Genomic DNA, 20,739 nt, shown 5'->3' with positions numbered 1-20,739 from the left:
ACCCCCGGCGACGCAGCGAGGCCCCGTCCGTCCGGACGGGGCCTCGCTGCACGACAGGGACGGACGTTCAGACCTCGACGCCCAGACCCCGCAGCGACAGCGTGAGGTCCTGCGGGTTCGACGACGAGCTGATCGCCTCGTCGTACGTGATCCGACCCGAGACGACGAGCTCGCACAGGTGCTGGTCGAACGTCTGCATCTTGTAGTAGCCGCCCTCCGCGATGAGGTCCGCAAGAGGCGGGTTCTCGAGAGGGCTGACGATCGCCTCGGCCGTACGGCCCGTGTTGACCATGACCTCGACCGACGGGCAACGGTTGTCGTCGACCGTCCGCACGAGACGCTGCGAGACGATGCCCCGCAGCATCTGCGAGAGCGCTGTGCGGATCTGCAGCTGCTCGTACGGCGGGAAGAAGTCGATGATGCGGTTGACCGTCTCCTGCGCGTCGATCGTGTGGAGGGTCGAGAGGACGAGGTGGCCCGTCTCCGCCGCCTGGAGAGCCGCACGCACCGTCTCGATGTCACGCATCTCGCCGACGAGGATGACGTCCGGGTCCTGACGCATCGCCGCACGCAGCGCCGTCGAGAAGTCCTTCGTGTCCTGACGCACCTCGCGCTGCGAGATGATCGCCTTCTTGTCGTCGTGGAGAACCTCGATCGGGTCCTCGATCGTGATGATGTTCACCTCACGGTGAGAGTTGATGAGATCGACCATCGCTGCGAGGGTCGTCGTCTTGCCCGCACCCGTCGGACCGGTGACGAGCACGAGGCCGCGCGGCTCGAGCGCAAGGTCGCCGACGATGCTCGGGACGCCGAGCTCGGCGAGGCTCGACGTGCCCATGCCGACGAGACGGAACACCATCGCCGTCGTCCCGCGCGCCTGGTAGGCGTTGACACGGAAGCGGCCGACCCCCGCGACCGAGTAGGCGAAGTCCGCCTCGTGAGTCCGCTCGAACTGGTCGACGAGGTCCGACGGCAGGACCTGCGAGAGCATGTGGTCGGTGTCCATCGGCGTGAGCACGGGCACCTGGAGGCGCCGGAGGCGACCGTCGACACGCACGCGCGGCGCGGAGCCGACCTTGACGTGGAGGTCCGAGGCCTCGGCCTTGACGACGGCGTGGAGCAACGGGATGACGGACTGCGGCGTGGCGTTCACGCTTGACAGTATCGGCCTCTGGAGCGTCCGACTTGAGCCTCCGCACCCCGGCGTGACGGACAGGTTCGCACGCACCGCCCGCGGTGTGGGACGATGGACGACGGCCAGCACGACACGAGGGACTTGGAGTCACCATGAGCAAGCGCGGACGCAAGCGTCGCAGCCGCAAGGGCAACGCCGCCAACCACGGCAAGCGCCCCAACGCCTGAGCATCCGCTCGGAGCGGCCGGAGAACGGCACACGCAAGGCCCCGGAGCATCGGCTCCGGGGCCTTCGTCGTCCGGGCGCGTCGGCCCCGCATCGGCCCAAGGAAGGCGCTACACGACAACGGGCGCAGGACCGTCGTGGCAGTCCTGCGCCCGCTCTTGGACGTGAGGATCAGCGGTTGCCGACGGGCACGTAGGAGCGCTCCGTGGCGCCCGTGTAGACCTGGCGCGGACGGCCGATCTTCGTCGACGGGTCCTTCATCATCTCGCGCCACTGCGCGATCCAGCCGGGCATGCGGCCGAGCGCGAAAAGCGGAGTGAACATCGCCGGGCTGAAGCCCATGGCCTTGTAGATGAGACCCGTGTAGAAGTCGACGTTCGGGTAGAGCTTGCGCTCGATGAAGTACTCGTCGTTGAGCGCGATCTCCTCGAGCCGCAGCGCGATGTCGAGGAGCTCGTCGCGCGCACCGAGGGCGTCGAGCACCGCGTACGCCTTCTTCTTGACGATCGCCGCGCGCGGGTCGTAGTTCTTGTAGACGCGGTGGCCGAAGCCCATGAGGCGGACGCCCGCCTCCTTGTTCTTCACGCGCGTCATGTACGTGTCGACGTCGTCGCCAGACTTCTTGAGCTCCGTAAGCATCGACAGGACCGCCTCGTTCGCACCGCCGTGGAGCGGGCCCGAGAGCGCGTTGATGCCGGCCGCGACCGACGCGTAGAGGTTCGCGTGCGCCGAGCCGACCATGCGGACCGTCGACGTCGAGCAGTTCTGCTCGTGATCGGCGTGGAGGATGAGGAGCGTGTCGAGCGCGTCGACGACGATCGGGTCGGCCTCGTACGGCATGTACGGCTGCGCGAAGCTCATGCGGAGGAAGTCGTCGACGTACCCGCGCGAGTAGTCCGGGTAGAGCAGCGGCTCGCCGATCGAGCGGCGGTGCACGTACGACGTGATCGTGCGGGTCTTCGCGAGGAGGAGGACGCTCGCGAGCTCGACCGTCTCGTCGTCGAACGGGTCGAGGGACTCCGGGTAGAACGTCGAGAGCGCGTTGATGGCGGACGCCATGACGGCCATGGGGTGCGCGTTGCGCGGGAACGTCCCCATGAACGTGCGGAAGTCCTCGTGGACGAGCGTGTGCCGGTTGACGCGCGTGACGAACGCGTCGAGCTCGTCGGCCGACGGCAGCTCGCCGTGGATGAGGAGGTACGCGACCTCGAGGAAGGTCGAGTTCTCCGCGAGCTGGTCGATCGGGTAGCCCCGGTAGCGGAGGATGCCCTCGCCGCCGTCGATGTACGTGATCCCGGACTCGCACGACGCCGTGTTCGTGAAGCCCGGGTCGAGCGTCACCTTGCCGGTCGTGCCGAGGAGCGAGGAGACGACGATGCCGTCGTTGCCCTCGGTCGCGGGGACGACGGGGAGGTCCTGGGTGACCTGACCGACGGTGAGCGTCACACCGGTCTGCGCGTTCTGGGTCATGGTGTCCTTCCTTGGGGCCGTGGCCCGGGGGCTGCGGCCGCTTTCGTCCGTGAGCGTCGACGACCTCCCGGAACCGTCCGCGGGTGCGGAGGTTCGCGCTGCGGACCTGGGAACCCCATCTCCGGCGGGCTGCGTCGACCGTCTGGGTCGACGGTACCCGCGGGGGGCGGCCGCCGACCAATCCTCACGGGTCATCTGCGGGTCAGAATCAGGTGATGAGCGTCACAAAACCTGGGACGAACGTCCCGACCTGCGGCGTCATGCTCTGGCGAGCGCATGGAGACGGGCCGCGGCAGCGGCCGCGCGCTCGTCGCTCACCGTGAGCGCGACCCGCACGTGACCCGCTCCCGCGGGCCCGTAGAACGCCCCCGGCGCGACGAGCAGCCCGAGCCCCGCAAGACGCTCGACAGTGACCCAGCAGTCGACGGGCTCACCGACCGGGCGCGCCCAGAGGTAAAGCCCCGCCTCGGAGTGGTCGACGACGAACCCGGCCATCGCCAAGGCCCCGCCAAGAAGGTCACGCCGCGCCCGGTACCGCTCACGCTGCGCCGCGACGTGGTCGTCGTCGTCGAGCGCCGCGACCATCGCCGCCTGGACCGGAGCCGGGACGATGAGCCCGAGCTGCTTGCGCAGCGCGAGCAGACCGCCGACGAGCGCTGGGTCGCCCGCGACGAACGCCGCACGGTAGCCCGCCATGCTCGACTGCTTCGACAACGAGTACGTGACGAGCAGGCCCGTAAGGTCGCCCCCGCACACGCGCGGGTCGAGCAGGCTCGGCACCGACCGCGGGTCGTGGGCGCCGGGTCCCCAGCCGAGCTCGGCGTAGCACTCGTCCGAGACGACGACCGCGCCCGTGCGTCGGGCCGCCTCGACGACCGCGCGCAGCTCGGCGATGTCAGCGACGCGGCCGTGCGGATTGCCCGGCGAGTTCACCCAGACCAGCCGCACACCCTCGCGTCCGTCCCAGTCGCGCACGTCGTCCGTCGCGAGGGCGGACGCGCCCGCGAGGCGCGCCCCGACCTCGTACGTCGGGTAGGCGACGGCCGGATGGACGACGGTGTCGCCCGCTCCGAGGCCGAGCATCGACGGCAGGAGGCCGACGAGCTCCTTGGAGCCGACGGTCGGCAGGGTCGCGTCAGGCATGATCTCGACGCCTCGACGGCGCGCGAACCAGCCCGCGATCGCGGCACGCAGCGCCGGGGTCCCCGCCGTGAGCGGGTAGCCGTGCGCGTCGGACGCGGACTCGAGCGCGCGGCGCACGACGTCCGGGGTCGCGTCGACCGGCGTGCCGACCGAGAGGTCGACGATCCCGTCCGGGTGCGCGGCGGCCCTCGCCTTGGCGGGCTCGAGGAGATCCCAGGGGAAGTCGATGCCGGTGAGCGGGCTCAGGCCCATACATCCTCCTCGCAGGTGCACGCAGGCGCGCACCCGATGCCCGCTGTCACCCTGCCGTCCGTCACCCGGCAACCCTACGGCCCCACCACCTCAGAACCCCCCGCCGTACCTGATCGCGAGACAGGGGCGAGGGTCAGCGGGGCGACAGGGAGTCAGATCAAGTCGTCCCGGATGGCGGGACGGGTTGTTCCGGGGATCCTCGCTTCCTAGGTTCTGGATCACGCACCACGCACCACGCACCGACCGAGGGGACATCATGACCACGACCGCACCCGGCGCCGCCGAGGCGACGCCTCGCGCCTCGCGCGGCGTCGCCAAGCCCTCGCGCTCCACCCGACCCCAGGGCCAGTGGAAGATCGACGGCACCGAGCCCCTCAACCCCAACGAGGTCATCAAGCAGAAGGACGACGGCCTCAACGTCCGCGAGCGCATCGAGACGATCTACGCCGCCGGCGGCTTCGAGTCCATCAGCAAGGAAGACCTCCACGGGCGCTTCCGCTGGTGGGGCCTCTACACGCAGCGCCGCCCCGGCATCGACGGCGGCCGCACCGCCTCCCTCGAGCCCCACGAGCTCGACGACGACCACTTCATGATGCGCGTCCGCGTCGACGGCGGCGCCCTCACGACCGAGCAGCTGCGCGTCATCGGCCAGATCTCCGTCGACTTCGCACGCGACACCGCCGACATCACCGACCGCCACAACATCCAGCTCCACTGGGTCGACGTCCGCGACGTCCCCGAGATCTGGCGGCGCCTCGAGTCCGTCGGGCTCACGACGACCGAGGCGTGCGGCGACGTGCCACGCGTCATCCTCGGCAGCCCCGTCGCAGGCATCGCCAAGGACGAGATCATCGACCCCACGCCGGTCATCGGGGAGATTGTCGAGCGCTACATCGGCGACCCGTCGTTCTCCAACCTGCCGCGCAAGTACAAGACCGCGATCACCGGACACCCGAGCCTCGACGTCGTCCACGAGATCAACGACCTCGGCCTCGTCGGGGTCGTCCACCCCGAGCTCGGCCCCGGCTACGACATCTGGATCGGCGGCGGCCTCTCCGCACAGCCGCGCCTCGCCGAGCGCCTCGGCGCGTTCGTCCGCGAGGACCAGGTCGCCGACGTCTGGGTCGGCGTCACCTCGATCTTCCGCGACTACGGCTTCCGCCGGCTGCGGAACAAGGCCCGACTGAAGTTCCTCCTCGCCGACTGGGGCACGGAGAAGTTCCGGAACATCCTCGAGACCGAGTACCTCGGCTACGCCCTCGCCGACGGCCCCGCGCCCGCCCCCGCGCCCCGCTCAGGCGACCACGTCGGCGTCCACGAGCAGAAGGACGGCCTCTTCTACGTCGGCGCAGCCCCCTACGTGGGCCGCGTCTCCGGGACGACGCTCCTCGAGACCGCACGCCTCGCCGAGGCCGCCGGCTCGCGCCGCATCCGCCTCACCCCGTACCAGAAGCTCCTCGTCCTCGACGTCCCCGGCGAGCAGGTCCCCGCCCTCGTCGAGGGTCTGCGCGCGACCGGCCTCGAGACCGAGGCGAGCGGCTGGCGCCGCGGCACCATCGCGTGCACCGGCATCGAGTACTGCAAGCTCGCGATCGTCGAGACCAAGGGCCTCGCCCGCCAGACCGTCGAGACCCTCGAGACCCGCCTCGACCGCGGCGACCACACCCCGATCACCCTCAACGTCAACGGCTGCCCCAACGCGTGCGCCCGCACCCAGACCGGCGACATCGGCCTCAAGGGCCAGATCGTCACGACCGCCGACGGTGAGCAGGTCGCCGGCTTCCAGGTGCACCTCGGCGGCGGGCTCTCCGGCCACGGCCGCGAGGAGGGCGGCCTCGGCCGCACCGTCCGCGGCCTCAAGGTCACGGCCGACGAGGTCGCCGAGTACGTCGAGCGCGTCGTCCGCCGCTACGACGACGAGCACGAGGGCGACGAGACCTTCGCCGACTGGGCGCTGCGCGTCGACGACGAGGTGCTCCAGTGAGCGCCGCCGACCTCGCCGCGCTCAGCGCAGCCGGCCGCGCCCGCGCCGCCGCGCACGAGCAGGCGCGTGCCACGCACGCTGCCGAGCGCGCCGCGCGGGCCACGCCGCGACGCCCCGACGACGAGCTCAAGAAGCTCGCCGCGCAAGGTGCCGCGCTCCTCTCCCCCGCCGACGGCCGCGAGGCCAGCGCGGACGAGGTCGCCGCCTGGGCGTCCGAGACGTTCGGCGACCTCCTCGCCGTCGCATGCTCGATGGCCGACCTCGTCCTGCCCCACGTCGTCGCGCAGCATGCCCCATGGGTCGACGTCCTCTTCCTCGAGACCGGCTACCACTTCCCCGAGACCCTCGGCACGCGCGACGCCGCCGCGGGCAGCATGCCCATCACGGTCGTCGACGTCACCGCGTCGCAGTCCGTCGCCGAGCAGGACGCCCAGTACGGACCGCGCCTCCACGAGCGCGACCCCGGACTGTGCTGCGCGCTGCGCAAGGTCGCCCCCCTCCACGCCGCCCTCGGCGGCTACGAGGCCTGGGTGACGGGCGTCCGCCGCGACGAGGCACCCACCCGGACGGGCACGCCGCTCGTCACCTGGGACGAGAAGAACCGCCTCGTGAAGATCAACCCTCTCGCCGCCTGGTCGTTCGACGACCTCCTCGCCTACGCGGCGAAGCACGCGGTGCTCATCAACCCGCTGCTCGACGACGGCTACCCGTCGATCGGCTGCGCACCGTGCACCCGCCGGGTCGCCCCCGGCGAGGACCCGCGCTCCGGCCGCTGGGCCGGGCTCGACAAGACAGAATGTGGGCTCCACGCATGACGACGACGACCGACGCCCCTGCCGTGCAGGCCGCGCCGTACACCCTCAGCCACCTCGACCTCCTCGAGTCCGAGGCGATCCACATCATCCGTGAGGTCGTCGCCGAGTTCGAGCGGCCCGCGCTGCTCTTCTCAGGCGGCAAGGACTCCGTCGTCATGCTCCACCTCGCGGCCAAGGCCTTCTGGCCCGCGCCCGTGCCCTTCCCCGTCGTCCACGTCGACACCGGGCACAACTTCCCCGAGGTCCTCGCGTACCGCGACGCCGAGGTCGAGCGGCTCGGCCTACGTCTCGTCGTCGCCTCCGTCCAGGACTACCTCGACGACGGGCGCCTCCAGGAGCGTGCCGACGGCACTCGCAACCCCCTGCAGACCCAGCCCCTGCTCGACGCGATCTCCGGCGGACGCTTCGATGCCGTCTTCGGCGGCGGACGCCGCGACGAGGAGAAGGCGCGCGCCAAGGAGCGCGTCCTGTCCCTGCGCGACGAGTTCGGGCAGTGGGACCCGCGCAACCAGCGGCCCGAGCTGTGGAACCTCTACAACGGGCGACACCGCCCGGGCGAGCACGTCCGCGCGTTCCCCCTGTCGAACTGGACCGAGCTCGACGTGTGGCGCTACATCGAGCGCGAGAACATCGCGCTGCCCGGGCTCTACTACGCGCACGAGCGCGAGGTCTTCGACCGCGACGGCATGCTCCTCGCCGTCGGCCCGTACTCGGCGCCGCGCACCGACGCCGAGGCCGCGTCCGTCCGCACCGAGGTCGTGCGCTACCGCACCGTCGGCGACATGTCGTGCACGGGTGCCGTCTCGTCGGATGCGACGACCGTCGCCGACGTCATCGCCGAGGTCGCGACGACTCGCATCACCGAGCGCGGCGCGACCCGCGCCGACGACCGCATCTCCGAGGCCGCCATGGAGGACCGCAAGAAGGAGGGGTACTTCTGATGCCGCACCCCCGCCCCGCCGTCCCCGCCCCGCACGTCGCCAAGGAGACCCTCCCGTGAGCACCGCTACCCTCCCCGCGTCCGCGACGCTCCTGCGCCTCGCGACCGCCGGCTCCGTCGACGACGGCAAGTCGACACTCGTCGGCCGCCTCCTCTACGACTCCAAGTCCGTCCTCGCCGACCAGCTCGACGCCGTCGAACGCGTCTCGCGCGACCGCGGCCTCGACGGCGCCGATCTCGCGCTCCTCACCGACGGCCTGCGCGCCGAGCGCGAGCAGGGCATCACGATCGACGTCGCCTACCGCTACTTCGCGACCGCCCGCCGCGCGTTCGTCCTCGCCGACTGCCCCGGGCACGTCCAGTACACGCGCAACACCGTGACCGGTGCGTCGACGGCCGACGCCGTCGTCCTCCTCATCGACGCCCGCAAGGGCCTCCTCGAGCAGACGCGCCGCCACCTCGCGGTCGCCTCCCTGCTGCGCGTCCCGCACGTCGTCGTCGCCGTCAACAAGATCGACCTCGTCGACTACTCCGCCGAGCGCTACGCCGAGCTCGCCGCCGAGATCCGCGCGGCCTCCGCCGACCTCGGCGTCCCCGCGATCCACACCGTGCCCGTGAGCGCGCTCGTCGGCGACAACGTCGTCGACCGCTCCGACGCGACCCCCTGGTACGACGGGCCGAGCCTCCTCGAGCTGCTCGAGGACCTGCCCGTCGGCGAGGACGTCACCGCGCAGCACCTGCGCTTCCCCGTGCAGGTCGTGCTGCGCCCCCAGGGCGCGGCACGCGACCCGCAGCACGTCGACTACCGCGGCTACGCGGGCCAGATCGCCGAGGGCGTCGTGCGTCCCGGCGACGAGGTCGTCGTCCTGCCGTCGGGCAAGCGCACGCTCGTCGAGGCGATCGACACAGCCGACGGTCCGCTCGCCGAGGCGTTCGCCCCGCAGTCCGTGACGCTGCGCCTCACCGACGACATCGACATCGCGCGCGGCGACACGATCGTTGCCGCCGACGACGTCCCCGCACTCACGCAGGACGTCACCGCGACCCTCGCGTGGCTCGGCGAGAAGCCGCTGCGCGCCGGGCAGCGCGTCCTCGTCAAGCACACGACGAAGGTCGTCCAGGCGGTCGTCCGCGACGTCGTCGGGCGACTCGACCTCGACGCCGCGCACCTCGTGCCGGGCGACACGCTCGAGCTCAACGACATCGGTCGCGTCCAGCTGCGGCTCGCGTCGCCCGTGCCGGCCGAGGAGTACGCCGAGCACCGCCGCACCGGCGCGTTCTGCGTCATCGACCCCGCCGACGGCCTCACTCTCGCTGCCGGCATGGTCGGGGACGCGCTCGCCGCTGCCCGCTTCCCCGGCGACCGCCCCGCCGACTTCGCGATCTGAGCGGCCCGGCCCGACGGCGCACGACGCACCCGCGTCGTGCGCCGTCGGCCGTCCGCACGGGCCGGCCGGGTCACCACGCGGTCGAGAACGCTCGGTCGGTAAGATCGCGCACGCCCGCCACACCCACCCCGGAGGCATCGTGGACAGCTCGACGACCGACCCCGCCTACCCGCTGATGCTGCGCGTCGCGGGCCGCCGCTGCGTCGTCGTCGGCGCAGGCCCCGTCGGCACCCGACGCGCGCTCGCGCTCGTCCGCGCGGGAGCCGACGTCACCGTCGTCGCGCCCGTCGCGAGCGCCGACGTCACCGGCGCCGCCGCCCGCGGCGAGCTCCGCTGGGAGCAGCGTCCCTATGCGACCGGCGACCTCGACGGCGCATGGCTCGCGCACACTGCGACGGGCGTGCCCGCGATCGACGAGGCCGTCGCCGCCGACGCCGAGGACGCACGCGTGTGGCTCGGCCGGGCCGACGACCGCACCCTTTCGAGCCTGTGGGTGCCCGCCGCCGCGCGCGTCGACGACGTCACCGTCACGGTGAGCGCAGGCGGCGACCCGCGCCGCGCCATGGAGCTGCGCGACAAGGTCGCGCACGCCCTGCGCGACGGCACGATCAGCGCACCGCGCCACCGCGCCGCGAGGAGCACGACACCCTCGCCGCTGTCCGCCGCCCCGCCGGCGACGCCCGTCCCCGCCCCACCCGGCGTCGGAGAGGTTGCGCTCGTCGGCGGCGGTCCCGGAGATGCCGGGCTGCTCACGCTCCGTGCCGCGGAGCTCCTCGCGCGCGCCGACGTCGTCGTCCTCGACCGGCTCGCGCCGCGCGCCGCGCTCGAGCACGCGCGCGACGACGTCGAGGTCATCGACGTCGGCAAGACCGCCGGCACGCACCCCGTGCCGCAGGAGGACATCAACGCGCTGCTCGTCGCGCGCGCCCTCGACGGCGCGCGCGTCGTGCGACTCAAGGGCGGCGACCCCTACGTCTTCGGGCGCGGCGGCGAGGAGCTCGACGCGTGCGCGGCCGCCGGCGTCCCCGTCGAGGTCGTCCCCGGCGTGACGAGCGCGATCGCCGTCCTCGCCGCCGCCGGCATCCCCGTGACGCACCGCGGCCTCTCCCGCGGATTCACGGTGCTCACCGGCCACGACGACCTCGGCACCGTGCCTGACGCCCCCGACCACACCCTCGTCCTCCTCATGGGGCTCGGCCGGCTCAGGACGACCGCGGCCGAGCTCGTCGCCCGCGGCCGAGACCCGCACACGCCCGCCGCCGTCCTCGAGGACGGCTACGGCCCACGCGCCCGCACGACCCTCGGCACGCTCGCGACCATCGGGGAGATCGCCAACGCGGCAGGCGTCCGTGCACCCGCGATCACCGTCGTCGGAGACGTCGTCACGCGCGCGCCCGGGTGGGCCGGGCCGGCCTGACCCGACGTCAGACGGCCGCAGCGCGCCTCTCGTCGGCGACGCACAGCTCGGCGAGCAGCGCGGCCGTCGTCCGTGCCGGCCGGTCGAAGCACTCGCCCAGGCGCACCCAGTCGGCGAGCAGCGTGCGCGTCTGCGCGCCGTGCCGCCCGAAGTGGTCGCGCGCGTACGCGTCGACGTCGAACGGCGTCACACGGTGCAGGAGCCGCAGGACCGCCGAGACGACGGGCGCAGCCGCCCGCGCTGGCCGCCCGCCGTACGCGACCGCGAGCGCCTGCCCCGCCTCCTGCACGACTGCGACGACGCGCCGTGCGTCCGCCGCAGCCCGTCCCCGGTGCCACCCGTGCGCCTCGAGGACCGCGACCGCCGCCATGGGGACGACGGCTGCGTGCAGCGGAGCAAACGCCGGGACGTCCCTGAGGCGCAGCCGTTGCGGGTCGAGGGCCAGCCGGAGCGCATCGGCCGCCTCCCCTGCGAGCCCGACGCCCAGCCCGCCTGGCTGCCACCAACGCACCGCCTCCCTCCCCTGCGCGAGGAAGCCCGGTGCCACAAGGCCCCACGGCCGGCCGGCGGCCGCCTGTGCGAGGGCGTCGGCCTCGGACGGCACCTGCGTGACCGACGCGAGCGCAGCGCCGGGCGACGCCGCGAGCAGCGACGTGAGCGCGGCCGCGTCGACCGGCGCCGTCGTGAGCACGACGTCCCACGAGCGCGCGGACGCCTCAGCGAGCGGAAGCGTCGGCAGCGTCGTCCGCCGGGACGGCCGTGGCTCGCGGCCGTGGCGCGCGACGTCGAGGTCGATCACGCCTGGGACGTCGTCCCGCGTCGCGAGGACGACCTCGGTCGAGCGGCGGGCGGAGGCTGCGAGGACCTGGGCCACGGGGCCCCGTCCCACGACGAGGAGATTCACGTCCCGATCGTCTGCCTCGCCCGGCATGCCGTGCGCACCGTTCCGCGATGCGGGACCGTCACGCCGCACGCGCAGACAGCAGGAGCCAGACCGTCGGTCGACGGTCCGGCTCCTGCGCCCAGTCTCAGCGCCCCACGGGGCGCGACGTCACTCCGCCTGCGGCGGGAGCGCGGCGATGAGCGGGTGATCCATGTCGATGAGACCCATCTTCGCGGCACCGCCCGGCGAGCCGAGCGTGTCGAAGAAGTGGACGTTCGCGCCGTAGTAGTCGCTCCACTCCTCCGGGACGTCGTCCTCGTAGTAGATGGCCTCCACGGGGCAGACAGGCTCACAGGCACCACAGTCGACGCACTCGTCGGGGTGGATGTACAGCGAGCGGTTGCCCTCGTAGATGCAGTCGACAGGGCACTCCTCGACGCACGCCTTGTCCTTGACGTCGACGCAGGGCTGCGCGATCACATACGTCACGGTCCGACCTCCTTGAAAGTTCAGGCTCCAGTATCCCCCGCCGACGCCCTCCTGCGGACACCAGGCCCCAGGTGTCCGCAGGGTGGTCGTCCTAGAATCGGTCCGTGACCTCCCCCGACCTTCCCCCGTGGCGCTCCTGGACCGTCGGGACCCGCGTCATGGTGCGCCGCACGATCTCGGGCGACACCCACCGCTACACCGACATCCTCGGCGAGATCGTCCGCACGGACGCGTCGGGTCTCGTCCTGCGGACCCGATCGGGCGAGGAGGTCGAGGTGCCGGGCGCGGAGATCGCGATCGGCAAGCCCGTACCGCCGCCTCCCGCGCGGCGTCGCCCGCGCCACGCCCCCGACGCGGCATCCCCCACGGACTCGTAGGGCTCCAGCACCATCGAGCGGTGCTCCGGGCCGACGAGTCGGATGGATGGCGTCGGACGGGACGTCAGGGGTTCGTGAGCGTGAGGGTGCGCGTGCGCTCATCGGCCCCGACGACGAGCGACGTCGGGTGCGCGAGGAGCTCCGCCTGCCACGTCGCAGGGTCGAGCGTCAGCGTCGTCCGGGCGTCGTCCGGACCCGCGACGCGGGCCCCGGCGCGCACCGCCGCCGCGTCGTCGAAGAACGAACCGACCGGCTCCCCCGCCTCGAGCCGCTCCGCGAGCGCCACGAGGTCCGCAGCCGCTCGCCGCAGGACGGGCGCGACCGCGGCCGCGTTGTCCGTCACCATCGCCTCGGTGCGGCGCGGGTGCGTGCCCGCGACGCGCGTTCCGTCGCGGAAGGACCCCGCCGCGAGCGCAAGCGCGAGGTCCGCGTGGTCCGAGCCGCCGACGAGCCGCAGCAGCTCGCTCGCGACGACGTGCGGGACATGGCTGACGAGCGCAACGGCCTCGTCGTGCACCGCGGGCGTCGTCACCCTCACGACCCCGCCGAGCGGTCCCGTGACGAGCTGCGCGACGCGGCAGAACGCGTCGAGCCGCGTGTCGTCCTCGAGCGTGAGCGCCCACCGGGCGCCGTCGAGCAGCGTCGCGTCCGAGGCCGCGTAACCTGCCTGCTCCGTCCCCGCCATGGGGTGCGCGCCCACGAACCGTGCGGCGAGACCGGCCTCGCGCACGACGCGCGCGACCGCCCCCTTGACCGAGCCGGCGTCCGTGACGACCGTCCCGCCGCGCACGTGCGCGGCGACCTCGTGCGCGACGTCCGCCATCGCGCGCAGCGGCGGCGCGAGCAGCAGCACGTCGGGCTCCGCCGCGCAGAGCTCGGCGATCGTGCGCGCAGGCACGACGCCGTCGACCGCCGCGGCCTCGAGCGCCGGCAGCGACGGGTTCCACGCGTGCACCTCGACGCCAGCCGCGACGAGACGCCGCGCGACCGAGCCGCCGATGAGCCCGAGGGAGACGACGCCGACGCGACGCACCGGCACCCCCTCCCGAGGAGCCGCCGCGTCGGAGGACACGTCAGACGACGCGGAGGTCGCCCCGGGGGCGCGCCCGCTCACCACAGGAGCTCCCGCGCGAGCGTCACGTCATCGTCCCCAGCACGCACCGAACCGGCGGGGACGCGCGACGTGTCGAAGCCCGCGTCCGTCCCGGGCCGCGCCGGGAACACCCCGAGCGTCTTGAGCGAGTCCCCCGCCCCGAGCAGCTGCGCGAGGAGCGGACGCACACCCTCCTCCCACGGCGCACCGTCAAGCGTCACGACGAAGACGTACGTGCCCTCCTGCGCCTTGAGCGGCCGCGTGATGAGCGAGGACATGTTGACGCCCCGCTCCCCGAACGCCGCCGTGATGCGCGCGAGGACCCCCGGACCGATCTCGTGCGGCGTGATCGCGAGCATGGTCCGCCACGCGCCGCCGTCGTCATGACGAGCGCCGAGCTCGGCGCGCGCCGCCCCACGGTCCGTGACGACGAGGAACCTCGTCCGCGCGCCCGCGAAGTCCTGCACGCCGCGCGCGAGGGTCGTGAGCCCGTAGAGCTCACCGCACAGCGTCGGCCCGAGCGCGACCTGGTGCGGCTGCACGTCCCGGCACGCGGCCGAGTTCGACGACGCCGGCACGGCCGTGAGTCCCCGCGCGGCGATCCACGCGGCGCACTGCGCGAGCCCGTGCGGGTGCGCCGTCACCTCGGTCGGCGTCACCGCGTCGGGGTGCGTGAACGCGTCGAACGCGACGTCGACCGTCACCTCGTCGACCGCGACGACGTCGCGCGCCGCGACGATCGCGTCGAGCGACGGCACGACGTACCCCTCGACCGAGCTCTCGATCGCGACGACGCCCGCGTCCGCGCGGCCTGCCGCGACGTCGTCGTAGACGTCCGTGACGAGCGGCCGCGGGACGGGCGTGCCGCGGCCGGGCAGCGCGAGCGCCGCCGCATGCGTGAAGGTGCCCTCAGGGCCGAGGTACGCGAGCGAGGCCACGGCGCCGCTCAGTCCCTCGACGTCCACACGGGCTCGACCGCGGCCGGCCCGGGCTCGAAGACCTCACCAGCCATGACACCGAGCACGCGGTGCGCGACGCCCCGCTCCGACAGATCGGCCTTGAGCGCGCGCAGCGGCGCCGACGTCGGCACGGAGAACGACGCGAAGAAGACGTGCGGGCCGTCGGCCGACGGCTGCGACCGCAGGTGCTGGAGGTCGATGCCGGCCTCCGAGACGAGCGACAGCGTGAGCTTGAGCGACCCCTTGTGGTCGTCGCGCGGCCCGAACGCGAGCCACACCTGCGCGGGCGCGTCGAAGTCCGCGGGCTCGGGAACCGGCTCGACGAGGCCGTACCAGAGCGGGGCGCGCTCGCTCAGCGCGGACGACCCGGCGACCTCGGTGAAACCGTCGGGCACGTGGTCACGCTCGACGACGAGCGACCCGTGCTCCCCCGCGAGCGCGACGCGCTCCGCGAGCGGCGTGCGGGCAGGCACGAGGTGGGGGCTCGCGCCGAGGGTCCGCAGCTGGTGGCGGCAGTCCCGCATGCCCGCCTCGTCGACGACGACGTGCCCGTCGAGCTCCGTGCCGCGCGCGACCCACACCCAGCGGGACGCGACGGCCTCGACGGCCGTGACCCGCAGCGACGCGGAGCTCGCAAGGAGCGCACGCTCGAGGTCGTGGTCGGGCGCGGCCGGGTGGCCGACGTGCATGACGCCGCGCAGCCCCTCGATGCGGGAGACCGTCGCGAGCGCGGCCGTCATCGCGCCGAGGTCGAGCAGATCGCTCGGCTCGTCGAGGTTCTCGTGCGTGTCCCACGCGCCCTGGCGCGCCGCCGCGAGGGCGTGCGCGCCCGACTCCCGTTCGCTCCTGCCGAGCATCGCTGCCGTCCCTCCCGCTGCTGGTGGCCCAGGACGGGCCGCGCAGCGATCCTACCGAGCGGACGCCGCAGGCAGGGCGGTGTCTCAGTCGTCGTCGGACTTCTTGGGCTTCTGCGTCGCCGGGTCGGGACCGCACACATAACGGTTCTGCGGCGTGTAACGCCACGCGTTCGACTCGTCCTTGACGACCGTGCCGTCGAGCGACACCTTGCGCGTCACGGTCACAGCGAAGCCCGGCTGGCCGGCCCCCTGCGCGATGCAGCCCTTCTCGGTCGAGTAGACCGTCCGCGGCTGGACGACGTCACGACGCGGCGACGTCGACGACTTCACCGTGTAGTGGGGCGTCGACCAGAGCTTGACGGTGACCTTGCCGTCCTTCACCCAGGACTGCATCAGGATGCCGTACGGGGTGTCGTTCTTGATGCGCATGTCGATCGACCCGACGTACATCGTCGACTCGCGCCCCTCGGGATAGCGCGAGAAGTAGAAGCTGTGCGGGCGGTGCTCGAGTATGTCGACGCCCGCGAAGAAGAACGCGTTGTACGTCGTCGTCGCCATCTGCGAGAGGCCGCCGCCCACGCCGTCCTGGAGGCGCCCCCGGTCGATGACACCCGCGTTGACGTAGCCCGCCTCGCGAGTGATGGGGCTGAGCGTCTCGGTGAGCGACCACTCCTCGCCCGGCTTGATGAGCTGGCCCGTGATCTTCTTCGCGGCGAGCGTGAGGTTCGCGTTGCGTGCCGCGTACGAGTCGGCGAGCGACGTCGAGAACTCCGCGACGACCTTCTTCACCCCGAGCTCCTCGAGCGCCTTGCGGGAGCTCTCGGACTCGGTCTCGACGAGCGCGGCCGTCGCGGTGCGCGTCCCGGGACCTGTCCCGGCTGCGAGGACGGACGCGGCGAGCGCGTCGCGGTCGAGCGCGAGCCCCGACTTCCCGCCCGAGATCGTGGGCTTGCCGTCCTTGAAGACGAACTTCGCGGCCGTGGCCTTGGTCTCGAGGTCGCTCGTCCGGTCGAGGACGGCCTTCGCGAGCGTGTCCTTGTCGAGGTCGAGCGTGAGGGTCCCGTCCTTCGCGACGAACGTCGCGGCCGCGCCGAGCACGGAGATGGGAAGCTCGGCCTTCTGCCCGTCGACCTCGACGCGGACGGGCGCGGAGACGAGCGCCGTGCCGGTCTTCTGCGCGGCGTCAGTCTCGGCCTGGGTGATCGCCGGCTCGACCTCGGCGGTCGGCAGGTCCACGGGACCGGTGACCGTGAGGTAGGCGTCAAGGATCTTCGTCCGCGCGCGCTCGAGGTCGACCTCGAGCCCCGGGACGGCGGGGACCGCCTCGACGCGGCCGTCGACGAACGCGACCTTGCCGTCGACGGGCTCGGTCCGCAGGCTCTCGGCGGTCTCGCCGATCTCCTTGCGGAGCAGCTCGTCGTCGAGAGTGATCGACGGTGCGATCTCGTCGCCGCCGAAGAGGGAGCGGACGAGGTCGGCGGGAGCGAGCGAGAACCCGGTGAGGCCTGCGACCGTGCCGCGGGCGTCGAGGCCGAGCCCTGCCTCCACGGGGTCGAGCTCGGACGTGAGCTCCCCCGCGGTGACGGTGATCGGGGCGGTCGCGCGCTTCCCGAGCTGCGCGTCGAGCAGCGCGACGGCGTCGGCGCGGCTCCTGCCGCCGATGTCGACTCCCGCGACGGTCGTGCCGCGGGGAATCTGGTCGGCCGTGACGACCTGCGCGGTGACGTACCCTCCTGCGAGGACGACGAGGCCGAGCGCGGTCCACAGCGCGACCTTGAGGCCGCGGCCCGTGCGTTCCTTGGGTGCCTCCGCCTCGAACTTGTCGAGCGGAGAGCCCTTCTGTGCTCCGGTCCCGGTGCGGTCCTGCGTCATACGTTCATCCGTTCCTGCCGTCGTGGCACGTGGCCACGCCCCCTGGTGCGCTCCCTGCTGCGCGCGATCATCCTACGTTCTGACCGTCGGCGGCCGTTGGGACCCCTCGACGTGCTCCTGGCCACCTTGCCTCGACGTCCGCGAACCATGAACGCGGCAGCCACAGCGTCGCGATGACGAGGAGGACGGTGCCGTACACCCACACGTACCCGGTCGTGTCGGCAACGACCTGCGTGTCCCCGCCCGGGCCGCCCGCGGCGAGCACCTGGACGGCGACGACCCAGCCGACGACGTACGCCATGACGGGCATGGGGCCGAAGGTCGCGCGGAGCCAGACGGCCGCCGCGACGCTCGCGATGATCCCGAGGACGAGTCCCCACGGCACGAGGGACCGGTGCCCGAAGGTTCCGAGCGCGCCGACGGTCGCCCCGACGGCGAGCGCGGCGAGCAGGTGGAGGATCCGGTGCGGCGTCATCCGTTCACGCTACCCGTCGGACGCCGGGAGGGAGGATCGCGCGCGTCCAGCGCGTCGTGCCGGGGGCGGCCGGACGGTGGCCGTCCGCGCCGAGCAGCGCGTAGGTCGCGGTGCGCGGCAGTCCCTGGACGACGAGGTTCGAGAGTGCGAAGACGGCCGCAAGCACCTCGTCCGAGGACGGGGCGGCGGTCACGGCCGTCACCTGGGTCGCATGCGCGCGGAGCGCGCCGAGCACCGCGTCGAGCACGGGCGCGAGGTCGACCTCGACGACGATCTCGCGGTCGGCGACGACGGCGGGCGGGCTGTCCGCGGCGGGCAGGCTGAGCCCGTGAGCCGCGCGCACGTCCGTGACCCAGGGCGCGCCGGCGAGGTGTGCGCGCACGGTGACGTCCGTCGCGGGCGGCGTCGACGGGCACAGGAGCGGCGGGACGTCGTCGCCCGCCGCGGCGAGCAGCGCGAGCGCCCGCACCGTCACCTCGTGCGTGCGCACGTGGTCGGGGTGGCCGTAGCCGCCGCCGGCGTCGTACGTGACGACGACGTCGGGCGCGAGCGCTCTCACGTGCGCCGCGAGCACGGTGGCCGCGTCGTCGAGCGGCACGCTCGTCAGGGCGTCCGGGCCCCCGTCGTCGGCGGGACCCGCGGTGCCGCCCGGGACGTCGACCCACCGCATCCCCGAGTCGGCGACTGTCCCCGGAAGCGCCCGCGCCCCCGCAGGGACGGGCAGGGCGTCGAGGAACGCGTGGCCGTGAACGCCGAGCGCGGCGAGCGCCGTCGCGAGCTCGGTCTCGCGGTGCGCCGCGAGCGCGGGGCCGTCGCCCTCGAGAGCGCGGTGCGGCCCAAGGACCTCCCCGCGCTCGCCGCGCGTGCACGTGACGACGAACGCCTCCCCCGTCCGCGCCCATGCCGCGAGCAGAGGCCCTGTGGACAGGGTCTCGTCGTCGGGGTGGGCGTGGACCGCGAGGAGGCGCACGTCAGCCGCGTGTCAGGACTTCTTGGCGCGCGAGGCGGCGCGGCCCCGCTCGGTCTGGTCAAGGACGACCTTGCGGATGCGGACGATCTCCGGCGTCACCTCGACGCACTCGTCCTCCTGCGTGAACTCGAGGGACTCCTCGAGCGTGAGACGACGCGGCGGCACGAGGTTCTCGAAGTTGTCGGAAGAGGCCGCACGCATGTTCGTGAGCTTCTTCTCCTTGGTGATGTTGACGTCCATGTCCTCGTTGCGGGAGTTCTCCCCGACGACCTGACCCTCGTACACCTCGGCGGTCGGCTCGACGAAGAACGAGCCGCGCTCCTGGAGGTTGATCATCGCGTAGGGCGTGACCTTGCCGGCACGGTCGGCGACGAGCGAGCCCGTCACGCGGGTCTCGATCGGGCCGGCCCACGGCTCGTAGCCCTCGGACAGCGAGGAGGCAATGCCGGTGCCGCGGGTCTCCGTGAGGAACCGCGTGCGGAAGCCGATGAGGCCGCGCGCGGGGACGATGAACTCCATGCGCACCCAGCCGGTGCCGTGGTTCGTCATGCTCTCCATGCGGCCCTTGCGCTGCGCCATGAGCTGCGTGACGGCGCCGAGGAACTCCTCGGGGACGTCGATCGTCATGCGCTCGATCGGCTCGTGGACCTTGCCGTCGATCTTCTTCGTGACGACCTGCGGCTTGCCGACGGTGAGCTCGAAGCCCTCGCGACGCATCTGCTCGACGAGGATCGCGAGCGCGAGCTCACCGCGGCCCTGGACCTCCCACGCGTCGGGACGCTCGGTCGGCAGGACGCGGAGCGAGACGTTACCGATGAGCTCGGCGTCGAGGCGGTCCTTGACCTGGCGCGCGGTGACCTTGTGGCCCTTGCCGCCCTTGCCCGCGAGCGGGGAGGTATTGATACCGATCGTCATGGAGATGGCCGGGTCGTCGACCGTGATGAGCGGCAGCGGACGCGGGTCCTCCGGGTCCGTGAGCGTCTCGCCGATGGTGATGTCCTCGATGCCGGCGACGGCGACGATGTCGCCAGGGCCCGCGGACTCGGCGGGGACGCGCGTGAGCGCCTTCGTCGCGAGGAGCTCGGTGATGCGCACGTTCTGGAGCGTGCCGTCGTGGCGCGCCCACGCGACCGTCTGGCCCTTGCGGATCGTGCCGTTGAAGACACGCAGGAGCGCGAGGCGGCCGAGGAACGGCGAGGCGTCGAGGTTGGTGACGTGGGCCTGGAGCGGCGCGTCGTCCTCGTACGTCGGCGCGGGGATCTTCTCGAGGATCGTGCGGAAGAGCGGCTCGAGGTCCTCGGCGTCAGGGAGCGAGCCGTCGGCCGGCTGGTTGAGCGACGCGCGCTTGGCCTTCGCGGCGGCGAAGACGACGGGGACGTCGAGCACGGAGTCGAGGTCGAGGTCCGGGACCTCGTCCTGGAGGTCGGACGCGAGGCCGAGCAGGAGGTCGGTCGCCTCAGCGACGACGTGGTCGATACGCGCGTCGGCGCGGTCGACCTTGTTGACGACGAGGATGACCGGGAGCTTCGCGGCGAGGGCCTTGCGGAGCACGAAGCGGGTCTGCGGGAGGGGGCCCTCGGAGGAGTCGACGAGGAGGACGACGCCGTCGACCATCGACAGGCCGCGCTCGACCTCGCCACCGAAGTCGGCGTGACCGGGGGTGTCGATGACGTTGATCGTGATGCCCTCGGGGTGGCCGAAGTCCGCGGCCGACGGTCCGGTGTAGTGGACCGCCGTGTTCTTCGCGAGGATCGTGATGCCCTTCTCGCGCTCGAGGTCGCCCGAGTCCATCGCGCGCTCGTCGACGTGGTCGTGCGCACCGAAAGCTCCGGAGGTGTGCAGCATGGCGTCAACCATCGTCGTCTTGCCGTGGTCGACGTGGGCGACGATCGCCACGTTGCGCAGGTCGGAGCGCACAGACATAGGAGTAACCGTTCCGTCAGGGGGTGGGGGTGCCGCGCGCATCTCCGCTGCGCAACGGTCCATCCTAACGCC

The 20,739-nt window shown here is 72.8% G+C and carries 19 protein-coding genes; 7 read left to right on the top strand and 12 right to left on the bottom strand.

Annotation, left to right across the window (positions count from 1 at the left end):
- Positions 1-67: 67 nt before the first annotated feature.
- Entirely contained in the window at positions 68-1,153 is a 1,086-nt protein-coding gene (locus IGS67_RS02845; protein WP_192277591.1) for a type IV pilus twitching motility protein PilT, read from the bottom strand.
- A gap of 134 nt (positions 1,154-1,287) precedes the next feature.
- Here IGS67_RS02845 and IGS67_RS14470 point away from each other — a divergent pair, with 134 nt between their 5' ends.
- Positions 1,288-1,362 carry a 50S ribosomal protein bL37 gene (locus IGS67_RS14470; protein WP_099052597.1) on the top strand — a complete coding sequence of 25 codons (75 nt, stop codon included), beginning with the start codon at positions 1,288-1,290 and terminating at the stop codon, positions 1,360-1,362.
- A 169-nt stretch (positions 1,363-1,531) separates the two neighbouring features.
- On the opposite strand, the gene IGS67_RS02840 is transcribed toward IGS67_RS14470, so the two are convergent.
- Together IGS67_RS02840 and dapC are read right to left on the bottom strand one after the other, a co-directional pair.
- Positions 1,532-2,830 carry a citrate synthase gene (locus tag IGS67_RS02840; RefSeq protein ID WP_192277589.1) on the bottom strand — a complete coding sequence of 433 codons (1,299 nt, stop codon included), beginning with the start codon at positions 2,828-2,830 and terminating at the stop codon, positions 1,532-1,534.
- Positions 2,831-3,088: 258 nt separating this feature from the next.
- A complete protein-coding gene (gene dapC / locus IGS67_RS02835; RefSeq protein ID WP_192277587.1) occupies positions 3,089-4,225 on the bottom strand; it encodes a succinyldiaminopimelate transaminase in 1,137 nt (378 codons plus the stop codon).
- A 256-nt stretch (positions 4,226-4,481) separates the two neighbouring features.
- Here dapC and IGS67_RS02830 point away from each other — a divergent pair, with 256 nt between their 5' ends.
- The 5 genes from IGS67_RS02830 to cobA all read left to right on the top strand — a co-directional run bounded on the left by IGS67_RS02830 (position 4,482) and on the right by cobA (position 10,769).
- On the top strand, positions 4,482-6,209 hold the full coding sequence (locus tag IGS67_RS02830) for a nitrite/sulfite reductase (protein ID WP_192277585.1): 1,728 nt from the start codon (positions 4,482-4,484) through the stop codon (positions 6,207-6,209).
- Positions 6,206-7,024: a phosphoadenylyl-sulfate reductase gene (locus IGS67_RS02825; protein ID WP_192277583.1), complete on the top strand. Its 819-nt coding sequence runs from the start codon at positions 6,206-6,208 to the stop codon at positions 7,022-7,024. The genes IGS67_RS02830 and IGS67_RS02825 overlap by 4 nt, the downstream gene beginning before the upstream one ends.
- Entirely contained in the window at positions 7,021-7,965 is a 945-nt protein-coding gene (gene cysD, locus IGS67_RS02820) for a sulfate adenylyltransferase subunit CysD (protein WP_102510401.1), read from the top strand. Before IGS67_RS02825 ends, cysD begins: the two co-directional genes overlap by 4 nt.
- 55 nt (positions 7,966-8,020) lie before the next feature.
- A complete protein-coding gene (locus tag IGS67_RS02815; protein ID WP_192277581.1) occupies positions 8,021-9,352 on the top strand; it encodes a sulfate adenylyltransferase subunit 1 in 1,332 nt (443 codons plus the stop codon).
- 139 nt (positions 9,353-9,491) lie between these two features.
- Complete coding sequence (gene cobA / locus IGS67_RS02810) at positions 9,492-10,769, top strand: uroporphyrinogen-III C-methyltransferase (protein WP_328741375.1); 1,278 nt, start codon at positions 9,492-9,494, stop codon at positions 10,767-10,769.
- Between the two features lie 7 nt (positions 10,770-10,776).
- Here cobA and IGS67_RS02805 read toward each other — a convergent pair whose 3' ends face one another.
- Both IGS67_RS02805 and fdxA read right to left on the bottom strand, forming a co-directional pair.
- Complete coding sequence (locus IGS67_RS02805; RefSeq protein WP_192277579.1) at positions 10,777-11,673, bottom strand: hypothetical protein; 897 nt, start codon at positions 11,671-11,673, stop codon at positions 10,777-10,779.
- 147 nt (positions 11,674-11,820) lie between these two features.
- A complete protein-coding gene (gene fdxA / locus IGS67_RS02800; RefSeq protein WP_102510398.1) occupies positions 11,821-12,141 on the bottom strand; it encodes a ferredoxin in 321 nt (106 codons plus the stop codon).
- Positions 12,142-12,245: 104 nt separating this feature from the next.
- Between fdxA and IGS67_RS02795 the strand changes: the two genes are divergently transcribed.
- The gene (locus IGS67_RS02795) at positions 12,246-12,518 is read left to right on the top strand and encodes a putative acetyltransferase (protein WP_328741374.1); all 273 of its coding nucleotides are present in this window, start codon (positions 12,246-12,248) and stop codon (positions 12,516-12,518) included.
- Between the two features lie 64 nt (positions 12,519-12,582).
- Here IGS67_RS02795 and IGS67_RS02790 read toward each other — a convergent pair whose 3' ends face one another.
- The 7 genes from IGS67_RS02790 to typA form a co-directional block, all read right to left on the bottom strand.
- Positions 12,583-13,590: a prephenate dehydrogenase gene (locus IGS67_RS02790; protein ID WP_407925801.1), complete on the bottom strand. Its 1,008-nt coding sequence runs from the start codon at positions 13,588-13,590 to the stop codon at positions 12,583-12,585.
- A gap of 38 nt (positions 13,591-13,628) precedes the next feature.
- Entirely contained in the window at positions 13,629-14,549 is a 921-nt protein-coding gene (locus IGS67_RS02785; RefSeq protein WP_328741373.1) for a prephenate dehydratase, read from the bottom strand.
- An 8-nt stretch (positions 14,550-14,557) separates the two neighbouring features.
- A complete protein-coding gene (locus IGS67_RS02780) occupies positions 14,558-15,427 on the bottom strand; it encodes a hypothetical protein (RefSeq protein WP_192277576.1) in 870 nt (289 codons plus the stop codon).
- Between the two features lie 84 nt (positions 15,428-15,511).
- Positions 15,512-17,299 (bottom strand): VanW family protein, encoded by a 1,788-nt coding sequence (locus tag IGS67_RS02775; protein ID WP_192277574.1) that lies wholly within the window; start codon positions 17,297-17,299, stop codon positions 15,512-15,514.
- A gap of 67 nt (positions 17,300-17,366) precedes the next feature.
- Positions 17,367-17,774 (bottom strand): DUF6113 family protein, encoded by a 408-nt coding sequence (locus IGS67_RS02770; RefSeq protein ID WP_192277572.1) that lies wholly within the window; start codon positions 17,772-17,774, stop codon positions 17,367-17,369.
- Positions 17,775-17,778: 4 nt separating this feature from the next.
- A complete protein-coding gene (locus tag IGS67_RS02765) occupies positions 17,779-18,744 on the bottom strand; it encodes a PIG-L family deacetylase (RefSeq protein ID WP_192277570.1) in 966 nt (321 codons plus the stop codon).
- Between the two features lie 12 nt (positions 18,745-18,756).
- Positions 18,757-20,667 carry a translational GTPase TypA gene (gene typA, locus IGS67_RS02760; RefSeq protein ID WP_192277567.1) on the bottom strand — a complete coding sequence of 637 codons (1,911 nt, stop codon included), beginning with the start codon at positions 20,665-20,667 and terminating at the stop codon, positions 18,757-18,759.
- Positions 20,668-20,739 lie beyond the last annotated feature (72 nt).

Origin of the sequence: Flavimobilis rhizosphaerae, from assembly GCF_014852685.1 — a bacterium.
Lineage (GTDB): Bacteria > Actinomycetota > Actinomycetes > Actinomycetales > Cellulomonadaceae > Flavimobilis > Flavimobilis rhizosphaerae.
Note: the sequence above shows the minus strand (reverse complement) of the source record. Positions and strands in the feature narration are given on the sequence as shown.

What these genes read in the sequence shown, in the direction of transcription:
- cysD (WP_102510401.1), top strand. Translation starts at nt 7,021, where the DNA reads ATGACGACGACGACCGACGCCCCTGCCGTGCAGGCCGCGCCGTACACC.
- IGS67_RS02770 (WP_192277572.1), bottom strand. Translation starts at nt 17,774, where the DNA reads ATGACGCCGCACCGGATCCTCCACCTGCTCGCCGCGCTCGCCGTCGGG.
- typA (WP_192277567.1), bottom strand. Translation starts at nt 20,667, where the DNA reads ATGTCTGTGCGCTCCGACCTGCGCAACGTGGCGATCGTCGCCCACGTC.
- IGS67_RS02775 (WP_192277574.1), bottom strand. Translation starts at nt 17,299, where the DNA reads ATGACGCAGGACCGCACCGGGACCGGAGCACAGAAGGGCTCTCCGCTC.
- IGS67_RS02830 (WP_192277585.1), top strand. Translation starts at nt 4,482, where the DNA reads ATGACCACGACCGCACCCGGCGCCGCCGAGGCGACGCCTCGCGCCTCG.
- IGS67_RS02780 (WP_192277576.1), bottom strand. Translation starts at nt 15,427, where the DNA reads ATGCTCGGCAGGAGCGAACGGGAGTCGGGCGCGCACGCCCTCGCGGCG.
- IGS67_RS02840 (WP_192277589.1), bottom strand. Translation starts at nt 2,830, where the DNA reads ATGACCCAGAACGCGCAGACCGGTGTGACGCTCACCGTCGGTCAGGTC.
- dapC (WP_192277587.1), bottom strand. Translation starts at nt 4,225, where the DNA reads ATGGGCCTGAGCCCGCTCACCGGCATCGACTTCCCCTGGGATCTCCTC.